Source organism: Pseudomonas sp. EYE_354, assembly GCF_023148575.1.
Classification (GTDB): Bacteria; Pseudomonadota; Gammaproteobacteria; order Pseudomonadales; family Pseudomonadaceae; genus Aquipseudomonas.
Map to the genome: position 1 here is coordinate 229,436 of NZ_JAHXNQ010000009.1, position 13,956 is coordinate 243,391.

The following is a 13,956-nucleotide window of genomic DNA, read 5'->3' on the forward strand; positions in this document are numbered from 1 at the left end:
CCTACAGCAAGGCCTTGAAGGAGCCACCATGAGCCTGCCCAATCCCGCCGAACTGATCAGCCAGATGGCCATACGCCTCAAGGCGCATCTGGAACACCGCGCCATCAGCGAACCGCGTTTTATCGGCATTCGCACTGGTGGTGTATGGGTGGCCCAGGCGTTGCTGAAAGAACTGGGCAGCGACTCGCCCCTGGGCACCCTCGACGTGTCCTTCTACCGCGACGACTTCAGCCAGAACGGCCTGCACCCGCAAGTGCAACCCTCGGCACTGCCGTTCGAGGTCGAAGGCCAGCACCTGGTGCTGATCGACGACGTGCTGATGAGCGGCCGCACCATTCGTGCCGCCATGAATGAGCTGTTCGACTATGGCCGCCCAGCCAGTATCACGCTGGTCTGCCTGCTGGACCTGGATGCCGGCGAACTGCCGATCAGCCCGGATGTGGTCGGCGCCACGCTGTCGCTTGCCGCCCACCAACGGGTAAAATTGTCCGGTCCCACGCCGCTCGAACTCGAACTGCAAGACCTTGCCCTTTAAACCGCCTTGTACAGAGTCCCCGCGATGACGCCTCTAGATGCCAAGCGCCCGCTGCAGCTCAATGCTCAGGGCCAGTTGCAACACTTCTTGTCCCTTGACGGTTTGCCCCGCGAACTGCTCACCGAAATCCTCGACACCGCCGACTCGTTCCTCGAAGTCGGAGGCCGGGCGGTGAAAAAGGTCCCGCTGCTGCGCGGTAAAACCATCTGCAACGTGTTCTTCGAGAACTCCACCCGCACCCGCACCACCTTCGAGCTGGCGGCCCAGCGGCTGTCGGCCGATGTGATCACGCTGAACGTGTCCACCTCGTCGGCGAGCAAGGGCGAAACCCTGCTCGACACCCTGCGCAACCTGGAAGCCATGGCCGCCGACATGTTCGTGGTGCGCCACGGCGACTCCGGCGCCGCGCACTTCATCGCCGAGCACGTGTGCCCGCAGGTGGCGATCATCAACGGCGGCGACGGCCGCCACGCCCACCCGACCCAGGGCATGCTCGACATGCTCACCATCCGTCGGCACAAGGGCAGCTTTGAAAACCTCTCGGTGGCCATCGTCGGCGATATCCTGCACTCACGTGTAGCCCGCTCGAACATGCTGGCCCTCAAAGCCCTGGGCTGCCCGGACATCCGCGTGATCGCCCCCAAGACCCTGCTGCCGATTGGTATCGAGCAGTACGGCGTGAAGGTCTATACCGACATGGCAGCAGGCCTCAAGGACGTGGACGTGGTGATCATGCTGCGCCTGCAACGCGAGCGCATGGCCGGTGGCCTGCTGCCGAGCGAGGGCGAGTTCTACCGCCTGTTCGGCCTGACCACCGCGCGCCTGGCCGGCGCCAAGCCGGATGCCATCGTGATGCACCCCGGCCCGATCAACCGAGGGGTGGAGATTGAGTCGGCGGTGGCCGACGGCAACCAATCGGTGATTCTCAACCAGGTGACCTACGGGATCGCCGTGCGCATGGCGGTGTTGTCCATGGCCATGAGCGGGCAGACCGCGCAACGTCAATTCGAGCAGGAGAACGCCCAGTGAAGCTCAGCATTCTTGGCGCTCGCGTTATCGATCCGGCCAGCGGCCTGGATCAAGTGACCGATTTACATCTGGAAGCCGGCAAGATCATCGCCCTTGGCGCTGCGCCGGCAGGTTTCAGCCCCAGCCAGACCATCGATGCCACAGGCCTGGTGGCCGCGCCTGGGCTGGTGGACCTGAACGTCGCCCTGCGCGAGCCGGGCTACAGCCGCAAGGGCAGCATCGCCAGCGAAACCCGCGCCGCTGCGGCCGGTGGTGTGACCAGCCTGTGCTGCCCACCGCACACCAAGCCGGTTCTCGACACGTCGGCAGTCACCGAGCTGATCCTCGACCGCGCCCGTGAAGCCGGCAACTGCAAAGTGTTCCCTATCGGCGCCCTGAGCAAAGGCCTGGAAGGCGAACAACTGGCGGAGCTGATTGCCCTGCGCGACGCCGGTTGCGTGGCCTTCGGCAACGGCCTTGAGAGTTTCCGCAGCACCCGCACCCTGTGCCGTGCCCTGGAATACGCCGCCACCTTCGATCTGACCGTGATCTTTCACTCCCAGGACCGCGACCTGGCCGAAGGTGGCCTGGCCCATGAAGGCGCCGTGGCCAGCTTCCTCGGCCTGCCGGGCATTCCCGAAACCGCCGAAACCGTGGCCCTGGCCCGCGACCTGCTGCTGGTGGAGCAAAGCGGCGTACGCGCGCACTTCAGCCAGTTGACCAGCGCCAGGGGCGTGGCCCTGATCGCCCAGGCACAAGCCCGCGGCCTGCCGGTGACTGCGGATGTGGCGCTGTATCAGTTGATCCTGACGGATGAGGCGCTGATCGATTTCTCCAGCCTGTACCACGTGCAACCGCCCCTGCGCACCCTGGCCGATCGTGACGGTCTGCGTGCGGCGGTGAAATCGGGTGTGGTCTCGGCCATTTCCAGCCACCACCAACCCCACGAACGAGATGCCAAGCTGGCACCGTTTGGCGCAACGGAGCCGGGCATCAGCAGCGTAGAACTGTTGCTGCCATTGGCGATGACGCTGGTGGAGGATGGCTTGCTGGACTTGCCGACACTGCTGGCACGCCTGAGCGCCGGCCCGGCAGAGGCCTTGCGCCTGCCGGCAGGCAAGTTGGCGGTGGGTTCGGCGGCGGACCTGGTACTGTTCGACCCGGCCAGTTCCACGATTGCCGGGGAACACTGGCTGTCGAAGGGCGAAAACTGCCCGTTCATCGGTCATGCATTGCCGGCGACAGTGCGTTACACCTTGGTCGACGGGCACATCAGCTACCAGGCCTGAAGCGGGCACGGTAAAAAACTGTGGGAGGGGATTGCCCCCTCCCACATTGGGCTCTCAATAAGGCCTGGAGGTTCAGCGGCCGCCGTTGCGCTCGGCATTGCGAATCGAAACCTGCGTATTCAGCGTCCAGAAGTCATACAGCACCCCCAGCAGGAACAAGCCGCCGGTCAGCAGGTAGATAAGCCCGCTGATCCATTTGCCCATGTACATACGGTGCACACCGAACACCCCGAGGAACGCCAACAGTATCCAGGCCACGTTGTATTCAACGGGCCCGGCGGTGAAGCGCAGCTCGGCCTCACGGTCCATGGCAGGGATCAGGAACAGGTCGATCAGCCAGCCAATGCCCAGCAGGCCAAGGGTGAAAAACCAGATCGTACCGGTAACAGGTTTACCGTAATAAAAGCGATGCGCCCCGGTGAAACCGAAAATCCACAGAAGGTAGCCAATCACCTTGCTGTGGGTGTCGTGCTGCGGACCAACCTGTTGATAGGTGTTCATCGCGTACCTCTTTTGCGTCGATAGATAAATTTTTTCACTTTCTTTGTGACTTTTTTACAGGCACCCGACGTACGGCAAATGGTATCTTCTCTCCCCTGAAAGCCTTATGCCACCTGACTTGTGTCGGACAATTGCGGCGAATCGTCGCGTTTTTCCTGATTTTGACGTCAAGGTTCAGTCGACAAACGGCCTGAGAACGACACCAAAAGCTGTTATAAAGTTGCGCGCAAACCCATAAGAGCCACGCCTAATGCGACCATTTTTCAAGACATGGCTAACCATTTGCCTATTAATGCCATTGGCCGCCCACGCCACCAATCGTGAGCAACGACTTCCGAACGTTAACGGTTTCACCCCTAAAGTTCACAGCACGCCAACCACTGCCAAATCGGTAAAGCCCACCGTCAGCCGCCCGACTCAACTGAGCAAGGCCCACGGTAAGGCAACACCTGGCCTGATGGCCGTCAACACCAAGCAAAGCAGCAACGTCCTCAGCCGCGCCGTAAACGTGCTCGGTACTCCTTATCGTTGGGGCGGCAGCAGCCCAAGTAAAGGGTTCGATTGCAGCGGCTTGGTGAAATACGCGTTCAACGACGTAAAAGCGGTCGATTTGCCGCGCACCTCCAACGCCATGGCCGCGGGCCACGGGCAGAAGGTTGACCGCAAGGACTTGAAACCGGGTGACCTGTTGTTCTTCAAATTGAAGAGCCGCCAGGTGAACCATGTCGCCATCTACCTGGGCAACGACCGCTTTATCCACGCACCGCGTCGTGGCAAATCGGTGAGCATCGACACCCTGAAGAAGCCGTTCTGGAACAAGAACTACGTGATTGCCAAGCGGGTTCTGCCCAAAGAGCAGAACAACAACCTGCGGGTTGTCCAGCGCTGACACCAGGCTGAAATGCAGTAAACCATGGGGGAGCGGGCTTGCTCGCTCCCCATTTGATGTTTATTGATCCAAAGGCTTCAGATGTCTGCGGGCACCCTCGCCTTCTCTCGGGCCTCTTCCCGGCTGATCACACCCTCCCCGACCAACGCCCTCAAACTCATATCCAACGTCTTCATCCCCAACGCCCCGCCGGTCTGAATGGCCGAGGCCATCTGCGCCACCTTGTCCTCGCGAATCAAGTTACGAATGGCCGGCGTGCCCAGCATGATTTCATGGGCGGCCACGCGCCCACCGCCGAGCTTCTTGATCAGTACCTGACACACCACGGCTTGCAGCGACTCCGACAGCATTGAGCGCACCATGGCTTTCTCGCCTGCCGGGAACACGTCCACCAGCCGGTCCACGGTTTTCGCCGCCGAGGTGGTGTGCAAGGTCCCGAAGACCAGGTGCCCGGTCTCGGCCGCCGTGAGCGCCAGGCGGATGGTTTCCAGGTCACGCAGCTCGCCCACCAGAATCACATCCGGGTCTTCGCGCAACGCCGAGCGCAGAGCGGTGGAAAAGCTATGGGTGTCGCGGTGTACCTGGCGCTGGTTAATCAGCGCGGTGTTCGGCGTGTGGATAAATTCGATGGGGTCTTCCAGCGTGAGGATGTGCTGGCGCCGATGCTTGTTGAGGTAATCGATCATCGCCGCCAGCGTGGTGGACATGCCTGAGCCGGTCGGCCCGGTCACCAGCACCAGGCCACGTGGCAACAACGCGATGCGCTCGAAGACTTCTCCCAACCCGAGGCGCTCCAAGCTCTGAACCTCGGATGGAATGGTGCGAAACACCGCGCCCATGCCGCGATCCTGCTGGAACACGTTTGCGCGGAACCGGGCCAGACCGGGCAGTTCGAAGGCAAAATCCGTTTCAAGAGATGTTTCGAAATCCTTTTGCTGGTATTGGTTGAGTAACGGCCTGAGTAAATCCGCCACTTGCGAGGCTGACAGCACCGGTGTATCCAGTGGCCAGACCTCGCCATCCACGCGCAGCATCGGCGCCAGGCCGGCCGACAGGTGCAGGTCGGAGGCGCCCCGGCGCACGCCGACCATCAGCAATTCAGTGATATCCATAGGGCTTTCCATTTCCAGTAGAATGCCGCGGACTCCATATCCACGGGCGCATCTTGAATGTCGACGATAGCAGACAACATCGGCCAGGTTAGCCAGCGCATCCGCGCCGCGGCCGACGCAGTGGGCCGTGACGCAAACAGCATCCATCTGCTGGCCGTGAGCAAGACCAAACCCGCCCAGGCCGTGCGCGAAGCCTACGCCGCCGGGATGTGCGACTTTGGCGAAAACTATCTGCAGGAAGCCCTGGGCAAACAGGCTGAATTAACCGACCTGCCCTTGAGTTGGCACTTCATCGGCCCCATTCAATCGAACAAGACTCGTGCCATCGCCGAGCACTTCGCTTGGGTGCATTCCGTGGACCGCCTCAAAATTGCGCAACGCCTGTCCGAGCAACGCCCGGCCGACCTGCCGCCGCTGAACATCTGCATCCAGGTCAACGTGAGCGGCGAAGCCAGCAAGTCCGGCTGTACGCCCGCCGACCTGCCGGCCCTGGCCAATGCGATCAGCGCCCTGCCACGCTTGAAGCTAAGAGGCTTGATGGCGATCCCCGAACCGACCGATGACCGGGCGGAGCAAGATGCGGCCTTCGCGACCGTGCGCGACCTGCAAGCCAGCTTGAACCTGCCGCTCGACACACTCTCCATGGGCATGAGCCACGACCTTGAGTCGGCCATTGCCCAAGGCGCCACCTGGGTGCGGATCGGTACCGCCCTGTTTGGTGCCCGCGACTACGGCCAGCCTTGAAATGGCTGACTTCCATTTAGCTAAGGACCTGTCATGAAAGACACGCGTATTGCCTTTATCGGTGCCGGTAACATGGCGGCCAGCCTGATTGGCGGCCTGCGGGCCAAAGGTCTGGGCGCCGAGCAGATTCGCGCCAGCGACCCAGGCGCAGACACCCGCGCCCGCGTCAGCGCCGAACACGGCATTGAGACCTTTGCCGACAACGCCGAGGCCATCCAAGGCGTCGACGTGATCGTGCTGGCAGTCAAACCGCAAGCCATGAAGGCCGTGTGCGAGAGCTTGCGCCCCAGCCTGCAACCGCACCAACTGGTGGTGTCCATCGCCGCCGGCATCACCTGCGACAGCATGAACAACTGGCTCGGCGCCCAGCCAATCGTACGCTGCATGCCCAACACGCCGGCGTTGTTGCGCCAGGGTGTGAGCGGCCTGTACGCCACGACCCAGGTGAGCGCTGCACAGCGTGACCAGGCTCAGACGCTGCTGGGTGCCGTGGGCATCGCCGTGTGGCTGGAGCAGGAACAACAATTGGACGCCGTCACGGCCGTATCCGGCAGCGGCCCGGCGTACTTCTTCCTGCTGATCGAAGCCATGACCGCCGCCGGTGTCAAACTGGGCCTGCCCCAGGACGTCGCCGAGCAACTGGCCGAACAAACCGCCCTGGGCGCTGCGAAGATGGCCGTTTCCAGTGAGGTGGACGCTGCCGAGCTGCGCCGTCGCGTGACCTCCCCAGGCGGCACCACGCAGGCCGCGATCGAATCGTTCCAGGCCGGGGGGTTTGAAGCCCTGGTGGAAAAAGCTCTGGGTGCCGCGGCACATCGTTCGGCCGAGATGGCCGAGCAGCTGGGCAAATAGTCGTCTCCCTACGAAGGAATACATGATGCTTGGACTCAATGACGCCCTTATCTTCATCATCCAGACCCTGGGCAGCCTGTACCTGCTGATCGTGCTGATGCGTTTTATCCTGCAACTGGTGCGGGCGAACTTCTACAATCCGTTGTGCCAATTCGTGGTGAAGGCCACCCAACCGCTGCTCAAGCCGCTGCGCCGGGTGATCCCGAGCCTGTTCGGCCTGGACATGTCATCGCTGGTGCTGGCACTGCTGCTGCAGATCCTGCTGTTCGTGGTGATCCTGACGCTCAACGGCTACCAGGCCTTCACCGTACTGCTGCTGCCTTGGGCGCTGATCGGCATCTTCTCGCTGTTTTTGAAGATCATCTTCTGGTCGATGATCATCAGCGTGATTCTCTCGTGGGTCGCTCCCGGCAGTCGCAGCCCTGGTGCCGAACTGGTCTTCCAGATCACCGAGCCGGTGCTGGCGCCGTTCCGTCGCCTGATTCCCAACCTGGGCGGCCTGGATATCTCGCCGATCTTTGCGTTTATCGTGATCCAACTGATCCAAAGCTGGGTCGTTCCACGGCTGGCGTTCTACGCGCTCATGCCCAAGGAACTGTTCGGCCTGATCTGAATGCGCGCAACGGGTGGGGGCGGACTCTTTCGCTCCCACTTTTTGTATCTGCATATTGAATTGAATCCGAGCGGGCCTTTGCTTGCCGCTGGGTGCAGCGGTCTTTAGACTTACGCCTCATTTAAACGAGAGCAGGGTCGATGCCAACTGCCTTCCCCCCCGATTCTGTTGGACTGGTCGTGCCCCAAGTGGCGCACTTCAGCGAGCCGCTGGCCCTGGCCTGCGGTCGTTCGCTGCCTGCCTATGACCTGATTTATGAAACCTACGGCCAACTGAACGCCACGGCGAGCAACGCCGTGCTGATCTGCCACGCCTTGTCCGGCCATCACCACGCCGCCGGCTTCCACAGCGTCGACGAGCGCAAGCCCGGCTGGTGGGACAGTTGCATCGGCCCAGGCAAGCCTATCGACACGCAAAAGTTCTTTGTGGTCAGCCTGAACAACCTCGGCGGTTGCAATGGTTCCACCGGCCCCAGCAGCCTTAACCCGGAAACCGGCAAACCGTTCGGTGCCGACTTCCCGGTGCTCACCGTGGAAGACTGGGTGCACAGCCAGGCGCGCCTGGCCGACGTGTTGGGTATCAACCAATGGGCGGCCGTGATCGGCGGCAGCCTGGGCGGTATGCAGGCGCTGCAATGGACCATCACCTACCCGGATCGCGTGCGCCATTGCCTGGCCATCGCCTCGGCGCCCAAGTTGTCGGCGCAGAACATCGCCTTCAACGAAGTGGCACGCCAGGCGATCCTCACCGACCCGGAGTTCCACGGTGGTTCGTTCCAGGAAGCGGGCGTGATCCCCAAGCGCGGTTTGATGCTGGCGCGCATGGTCGGGCATATCACCTACCTGTCCGACGACTCCATGGGCGAGAAATTCGGCCGTGGCCTCAAGAGCGAGAAACTCAACTACGACTTCCACAGCGTCGAGTTCCAGGTGGAAAGCTACCTGCGTTATCAGGGCGAGGAGTTCTCCGGGCGTTTCGACGCCAATACCTACCTGCTGATGACCAAGGCCCTGGACTACTTCGACCCTGCGGCGAATCACGACGACGACCTGGCCAAAACCTTCGAAGGTGCCACGGCCAAGTTCTGTGTGATGTCATTCACCACCGACTGGCGCTTCTCGCCGGCCCGCTCCCGTGAACTGGTGGATGCCCTGATGGCGGCGCGCAAAGACGTCTGCTACCTCGAGATCGACGCTCCGCAAGGCCACGACGCCTTCCTGATTCCGATCCCGCGCTACCTGCAGGCCTTCAGTAACTACATGAACCGCATAACTTTGTGAGAACGCCATGAGAGCCGACCTGGACATCATCCAAGAATGGATACCCGCCGGCAGCCGCGTGCTCGACCTGGGCTGCGGCGATGGCGAACTGCTGAGCTGGCTGCGGGACAACAAGCAAGTCACCGGCTACGGCCTTGAAAACGACCCGGACAACATTGCCCAGTGCGTGGCCAAGGGCATCAATGTGATCGAGCAGGACCTGGACAAGGGCCTGGGCAACTTTGCCAGCAATAGCTTCGACATCGTGGTGATGACCCAGGCCCTGCAGGCGGTGCATTACCCGGACCGCATTCTCGATGAGATGCTGCGCGTCGGCCGCCAATGCATCATCACCTTCCCCAACTTCGGGCACTGGCGCTGCCGCTGGTACCTGGCCACCAAGGGCCGCATGCCGGTGTCTGACTTTCTGCCGTACACCTGGTACAACACCCCGAACATCCATTTCTGCACCTTCGAAGACTTCGAAGCGCTGTGCGGCGAGCGTCAAGCCAAGGTGATCAACCGCCTTGCCGTCGATCAACAGCATCGTCACGGCTGGGCGAGTAAGCTATGGCCCAATCTGTTGGGCGAAATCGGTATCTACCGGGTCAGCAGTCCTGGCCTGACCGACCACAAAATTGCCGTCTAATCATTTTCAGGAGGGACGCTCATGAGTCGCTTGGCTATTTTTCTACTGACCGCGTGCCTGGGTGCCAACGCCATGGCCGCCGACACGATCGACGCTAATCGCAAGAAAGACTTCGGCGATATCACCGTTCACTACAACACCTTCACCTCAAGTTTCCTGTCACCAGAAACCGCCCAGAAAATCGGCGTGGTACGCAGCAAGGAAAAAGGACTGATCAATGTGACCGTGATCAAGGGCGTAACCCCGGTCACGGCGCAGGTGACCGGCACCATCAAGGATCTGGGCGGTAAAAGCGAGATCCTGACGTTCAAGCAAATCGAAGAGAAAGGCGGGATCAGCTACCTGGCGCCCTACTCCGTGACGCAGCGCGAATATAAGACGTTCACCATCAACGTCGAAACCGGCGGCAAAGCCCACGGTTTCCAATTCAACCAAGAACTGTTCCCGGCCAACTGATGACGCTCACACAACTCGTACTGGCCAGCCACAACGCCGGCAAACTCAAAGAACTCCAGGCCATGCTCGGCGAGTCCGTGCAACTGCGCTCGATTGGCGAGTTCAGCCAGGTGGAGCCCGAGGAAACGGGCCTGTCGTTCGTCGAGAACGCCATCCTCAAGGCACGCAATGCCGCGCGCATCTCCGGCCTGCCGGCATTGGCCGATGACTCGGGCCTGGCCGTGGACTTCCTCGGCGGCGCCCCTGGTATCTACTCGGCCCGTTACGCCGACGGCAAAGGCGACGCCGCCAACAACGCCAAGCTGCTGGACGCCCTCAAGGGTGTGCCGGACGCCGAGCGCGGCGCGCAGTTCGTCTGCGTGCTGGCCCTGGTACGACACGCCGATGACCCGCTGCCGATCCTCTGCGAAGGCTTGTGGCACGGGCGCATTCTGCAGGCGGCCAGCGGTGAGCAGGGTTTTGGTTATGACCCGCTGTTCTGGGTGCCGGAGCGCAATGTCTCCAGCGCCGAACTGAGCCCGGCCGACAAAAACCAGATCAGCCACCGCGCCCGCGCAATGGCTCTGCTGCGCCAACGCCTGAGTCTGAAATGACCCACGACACCCCGGTGCTGCCGCTGATCCACGGTGGCGCGCAAACACCTCGGGCGGCCCTGCCGTTGCTGCCGCCCCTGGCGCTGTATATCCACATCCCGTGGTGCGTGCGCAAATGCCCGTATTGCGACTTCAACTCCCACACCGCGAGCGAAGTGCTGCCGGAAGAAGAGTACGTGGACGCCTTGCTAGCCGATCTGGACCAGGACCTGCACGCCGTGTATGGCCGGCAACTGAGCTCGATTTTCTTTGGTGGCGGCACGCCCAGCCTGTTCAGCGCCGCAGCACTGGGCCGTCTGCTCAACGGTGTAGAAGCGCGCATTGCGTTTGCCGGCGATATCGAGATCACCCTGGAAGCCAACCCCGGCACGTTCGAACAAGAGAAGTTCGTGGCGTACCGCAAGCTGGGAATCAACCGCCTGTCCATCGGCATCCAGAGCTTCCAGCAGGAAAAACTCGCCGCCCTTGGCCGCATCCATAACGGCGACGAGGCGGTGCGCGCGGCCGGCATGGCGCGCCAGGCTGGGTTCGACAATTTCAACCTGGATTTGATGCACGGCCTGCCCGATCAATCCCTGGATGACGCCCTGAGCGATTTGCGCCAGGCAATCGCGCTCAACCCTACCCATTTGTCCTGGTACCAACTGACCCTTGAGCCCAACACCGTGTTCTGGAACCAGCCGCCCGCGCTGCCCGAAGACGACACGCTGTGGGATATCCAGGAAGCCGGCCAGGCCCTGCTCGCCGAGCACGGTTACGCGCAATATGAAGTGTCGGCCTATGCCAGACCCGGCCGGCCGGCCCGACATAACCTGAACTACTGGAGCTTCGGCGACTTTATCGGCATCGGCGCCGGCGCCCACGGCAAGCTCAGCCATCCGGACGGGCGCATCGTCCGCACCTGGAAAACCCGTGCCCCCAAGGACTACCTCAACCCGGCCAAAAGCTTCCAGGCCGGCGCGAAAGAACTGACGAACGACGAGTTGCCTTTCGAGTTCCTGATGAACGCGCTGCGCCTCACCGAAGGTGTCGACGCCAAGCTCTACGCCGAACGCACCGGCCTCGACCTGGCGAGCCTTGACGACGCGCGTCGTGATGCAGAACAAAGTGGCCTGATGCAGGTCGAACCGTCACGCCTGGCGGCGACCGACCGCGGGCAACTTTTTCTCAATGACCTGTTGCAGAAGTTTTTGAGCTGAGCGCTCTTAAGGAAATCGAATGGATTTGGTACTCGACCTGCTAGCCACCGTATCCCGCTGGAGCCGCAGCAACCTGTCGGAAATCTCCCTGGCCCTTGTCGGCTGTTTGCTGGTGCTGTTCGGCGCAGACATCAAAGGCTGGGTCGAGGCCCGCCTGGGCAGCGTCGCCGGCGCCTTGCGCGTACCGTTGATGGCCCTGCTGTGCATGATCGGCAGCGGCGCAGCATTGATCTACGCCACCCCGTGGATTGTGCGAGGGCTGAGCCAGTTCAATAACTACAGCCTGGCACCCGTGTTGGTGGTGGTGCTGGTGTTGATTGGCGTCGTTGCCGACCGCCGCTGACCTCAAGCCCGGCACAAAAAAATGTGGGAGGAGCCAAGCCCCTCCCACATTGGATTGCCTTTCTACTGAGGGGCGGGTTACGCCACCTTCTCGAACTTCAAATCCCACACCCCATGCCCCAACCGCTCGCCGCGGCGCTCGAACTTGGTGATCGGGCGCTCCGCCGGGCGTGGCACGCATTTACCGTCTTCGGCCAGGTTGCGGTAGCCAGGCGCGACGCTCATCACTTCCAGCATGTATTCGGCATACGGTTCCCAGTCGGTGGCCATGTGCAGGATGCCGCCCACCTTGAGCTTGCTGCGCACCAGCTCGGCAAAGGATGCCTGAACGATACGGCGCTTGTGGTGACGGGATTTGTGCCATGGGTCCGGGAAGAACAACATCAGGCGGTCGAGGCTGTTGTCGGCGATGCAACGGTTGAGCACTTCGATCGCGTCACAGTCGTAGACCCGCAGGTTGGTCAGGCCTTGGGTCAACACGCCATTGAGCAGCGCACCGACACCTGGGCGGTGCACTTCCACGCCGATGAAGTCCTGCTCCGGCGAAGCCGCAGCCATTTCCAGCAGCGAGTGGCCCATGCCAAAGCCGATTTCCAGGGAACGCGGGGCCGAACGGCCAAACACCTGGTCGTAATCCACCGGCGCGTCGGCCAGGGGCAACACGAACAGCGGCGTACCTTGCTCCAGGCCCTTTTGCTGGCCTTCGGTCATGCGACCGGCGCGCATCACAAAGCTCTTGATGCGGCGGTGCTTGGACTCGTCGCCTTCTTCCAGGGTGTTCGGCGTTTCGTTTGATTCAGTCATCAATGGCTCTTACTTGATCAGACCATCCAGCGGCGAAGAGGCGCTGGCGTAGAGTTTTTTCGGCATGCGGCCGGCGAGGTAGGCCAGGCGACCTGCAACGATGGCGTGTTTCATAGCCTCGGCCATCATGACCGGTCTCTGGGCATGGGCGATGGCGGAGTTCATCAGCACAGCGTCACAGCCCAGTTCCATGGCGATGGTCGCGTCGGAGGCAGTGCCCACGCCCGCATCCACCAGCACCGGGATTTTGGCTTCTTCGAGGATGATCTGCAGGTTGTAGGGATTGCAGATACCCAGACCCGAACCGATCAGACCGGCCAGCGGCATCACCGCGATGCAGCCGATTTCGGCCAGTTGGCGGGCGATGATCGGGTCGTCGCTGGTGTAGACCATCACGTCGAAGCCTTCCTTGACCAGGGTTTCAGCGGCCTTGAGGGTTTCGATCACGTTGGGGAACAGAGTTTTCTGGTCGGCCAGCACTTCCAGCTTCACCAGGTTATGCCCATCGAGCAGCTCACGGGCCAGGCGGCAGGTGCGCACGGCTTCGATGGCGTCGTAGCAACCGGCGGTGTTTGGCAAAAAGGTGTAGCGGTCCGGCGACAGCACTTCGAGCAGGTTCGGCTCGCCCTCGATCTGGCCGAGGTTGGTGCGGCGCACGGCGAAGGTCACGATTTCAGCACCGGAGGCTTCAATGGCCAGGCGGGTCTCTTCCATGTCGCGGTACTTGCCGGTGCCGACCAGCAGACGGGACTGGTAGGTACGGCCGGCCAGGACAAAGGGCTTGTCGCTACGAACGATGCTCATGGGAAATCCTCGTAATGGGGTGAGGTTCTGCAGAATCCGGACAGGCGACTAGCCGCCGCCGATGGCGTGAACCACTTCGACCTGGTCACCTTCGCTGAGCGCGGTGCCTTCGTGCTGGCTACGCGGGACGATATCCAGGTTGAGCTCCACTGCGACACGCCGCCCGGTCAGGTCCAGGCGGGTCAGCAGGGCCGCAACGGTTTCACCGTCGGGCAGTTCAAAGGATTCGCCGTTCAACAGAATGCGCATGCCACGGGCCGCCATCGTTTTTAGGGGCCAGCATTCTAGCCCGATTGACACCTAAAGG

18 protein-coding genes are annotated in these 13,956 nt (G+C 61.9%); 13 read left to right on the top strand and 5 right to left on the bottom strand.

All coding sequences use genetic code 11. From position 1 onward, the window contains the following. Nucleotides 1-28: 28 nt before the first annotated feature. The 3 genes from pyrR to KZX66_RS14990 are packed head-to-tail and all read left to right on the top strand — an operon-like array spanning nt 29 to nt 2,832. Complete coding sequence (pyrR, locus tag KZX66_RS14980; RefSeq protein WP_248080585.1) at nt 29-535, top strand: bifunctional pyr operon transcriptional regulator/uracil phosphoribosyltransferase PyrR; 507 nt, start codon at nt 29-31, stop codon at nt 533-535. 24 nt (nt 536-559) lie between these two features. Then, nucleotides 560-1,564, top strand: coding sequence for an aspartate carbamoyltransferase catalytic subunit (locus KZX66_RS14985; protein WP_248080588.1), 1,005 nt, complete (start codon nt 560-562; stop codon nt 1,562-1,564). After that, complete coding sequence (locus KZX66_RS14990) at nt 1,561-2,832, top strand: dihydroorotase (protein ID WP_248080591.1); 1,272 nt, start codon at nt 1,561-1,563, stop codon at nt 2,830-2,832. Before KZX66_RS14985 ends, KZX66_RS14990 begins: the two co-directional genes overlap by 4 nt. 72 nt (nt 2,833-2,904) lie before the next feature. On the opposite strand, the gene KZX66_RS14995 is transcribed toward KZX66_RS14990, so the two are convergent. Then, nucleotides 2,905-3,333 (bottom strand): NINE protein, encoded by a 429-nt coding sequence (locus KZX66_RS14995; protein ID WP_248080594.1) that lies wholly within the window; start codon nt 3,331-3,333, stop codon nt 2,905-2,907. Between the two features lie 250 nt (nt 3,334-3,583). On the opposite strand from KZX66_RS14995, the gene KZX66_RS15000 reads away from it, so the two are divergent. Beyond that, the gene (locus KZX66_RS15000; protein WP_248080597.1) at nt 3,584-4,222 is read left to right on the top strand and encodes a C40 family peptidase; all 639 of its coding nucleotides are present in this window, start codon (nt 3,584-3,586) and stop codon (nt 4,220-4,222) included. 77 nt (nt 4,223-4,299) lie between these two features. Here KZX66_RS15000 and KZX66_RS15005 read toward each other — a convergent pair whose 3' ends face one another. Next, nucleotides 4,300-5,334, bottom strand: a complete 1,035-nt coding sequence (locus KZX66_RS15005) for a type IV pilus twitching motility protein PilT (RefSeq protein ID WP_248080600.1) — start codon at nt 5,332-5,334, stop codon at nt 4,300-4,302. Nucleotides 5,335-5,391: 57 nt separating this feature from the next. Here KZX66_RS15005 and KZX66_RS15010 point away from each other — a divergent pair, with 57 nt between their 5' ends. The 9 genes from KZX66_RS15010 (at nt 5,392) to KZX66_RS15050 (ending at nt 12,042) form a co-directional block, all read left to right on the top strand. Beyond that, nucleotides 5,392-6,078: a YggS family pyridoxal phosphate-dependent enzyme gene (locus KZX66_RS15010; RefSeq protein WP_248080603.1), complete on the top strand. Its 687-nt coding sequence runs from the start codon at nt 5,392-5,394 to the stop codon at nt 6,076-6,078. A 33-nt stretch (nt 6,079-6,111) separates the two neighbouring features. Continuing rightward, on the top strand, nt 6,112-6,930 hold the full coding sequence (gene proC / locus KZX66_RS15015; RefSeq protein WP_248080606.1) for a pyrroline-5-carboxylate reductase: 819 nt from the start codon (nt 6,112-6,114) through the stop codon (nt 6,928-6,930). 25 nt (nt 6,931-6,955) lie between these two features. Next, nucleotides 6,956-7,543, top strand: coding sequence for a YggT family protein (locus KZX66_RS15020; protein ID WP_248080608.1), 588 nt, complete (start codon nt 6,956-6,958; stop codon nt 7,541-7,543). 140 nt (nt 7,544-7,683) lie between these two features. Beyond that, entirely contained in the window at nt 7,684-8,823 is a 1,140-nt protein-coding gene (locus KZX66_RS15025) for a homoserine O-acetyltransferase (RefSeq protein ID WP_248080609.1), read from the top strand. A gap of 7 nt (nt 8,824-8,830) precedes the next feature. Further along, nucleotides 8,831-9,451 (top strand): methionine biosynthesis protein MetW, encoded by a 621-nt coding sequence (gene metW, locus KZX66_RS15030; RefSeq protein WP_248080612.1) that lies wholly within the window; start codon nt 8,831-8,833, stop codon nt 9,449-9,451. Nucleotides 9,452-9,472: 21 nt separating this feature from the next. Next, nucleotides 9,473-9,907, top strand: a complete 435-nt coding sequence (locus tag KZX66_RS15035; protein ID WP_248080614.1) for a DUF4426 domain-containing protein — start codon at nt 9,473-9,475, stop codon at nt 9,905-9,907. After that, nucleotides 9,904-10,500 (top strand): RdgB/HAM1 family non-canonical purine NTP pyrophosphatase, encoded by a 597-nt coding sequence (rdgB, locus tag KZX66_RS15040; RefSeq protein WP_248080690.1) that lies wholly within the window; start codon nt 9,904-9,906, stop codon nt 10,498-10,500. Before KZX66_RS15035 ends, rdgB begins: the two co-directional genes overlap by 4 nt. Next, nucleotides 10,497-11,699, top strand: coding sequence for a radical SAM family heme chaperone HemW (gene hemW, locus KZX66_RS15045; protein WP_248080616.1), 1,203 nt, complete (start codon nt 10,497-10,499; stop codon nt 11,697-11,699). Before rdgB ends, hemW begins: the two co-directional genes overlap by 4 nt. Before the next feature lie 19 nt (nt 11,700-11,718). Then, the gene (locus tag KZX66_RS15050; RefSeq protein ID WP_010207241.1) at nt 11,719-12,042 is read left to right on the top strand and encodes a DUF3392 domain-containing protein; all 324 of its coding nucleotides are present in this window, start codon (nt 11,719-11,721) and stop codon (nt 12,040-12,042) included. A 77-nt stretch (nt 12,043-12,119) separates the two neighbouring features. Here the strand turns inward: KZX66_RS15050 and trmB are convergent, their stop codons facing one another. From trmB to thiS, 3 genes are read right to left on the bottom strand one after another with little or no spacing between them, the layout of a single operon-like run. Further along, complete coding sequence (gene trmB, locus KZX66_RS15055; RefSeq protein ID WP_248080618.1) at nt 12,120-12,845, bottom strand: tRNA (guanosine(46)-N7)-methyltransferase TrmB; 726 nt, start codon at nt 12,843-12,845, stop codon at nt 12,120-12,122. A 9-nt stretch (nt 12,846-12,854) separates the two neighbouring features. After that, entirely contained in the window at nt 12,855-13,649 is a 795-nt protein-coding gene (locus tag KZX66_RS15060; RefSeq protein WP_248080621.1) for a thiazole synthase, read from the bottom strand. A 48-nt stretch (nt 13,650-13,697) separates the two neighbouring features. Further along, nucleotides 13,698-13,898 (bottom strand): sulfur carrier protein ThiS, encoded by a 201-nt coding sequence (gene thiS, locus KZX66_RS15065; RefSeq protein WP_248080624.1) that lies wholly within the window; start codon nt 13,896-13,898, stop codon nt 13,698-13,700. Nucleotides 13,899-13,956: the final 58 nt, after the last annotated feature.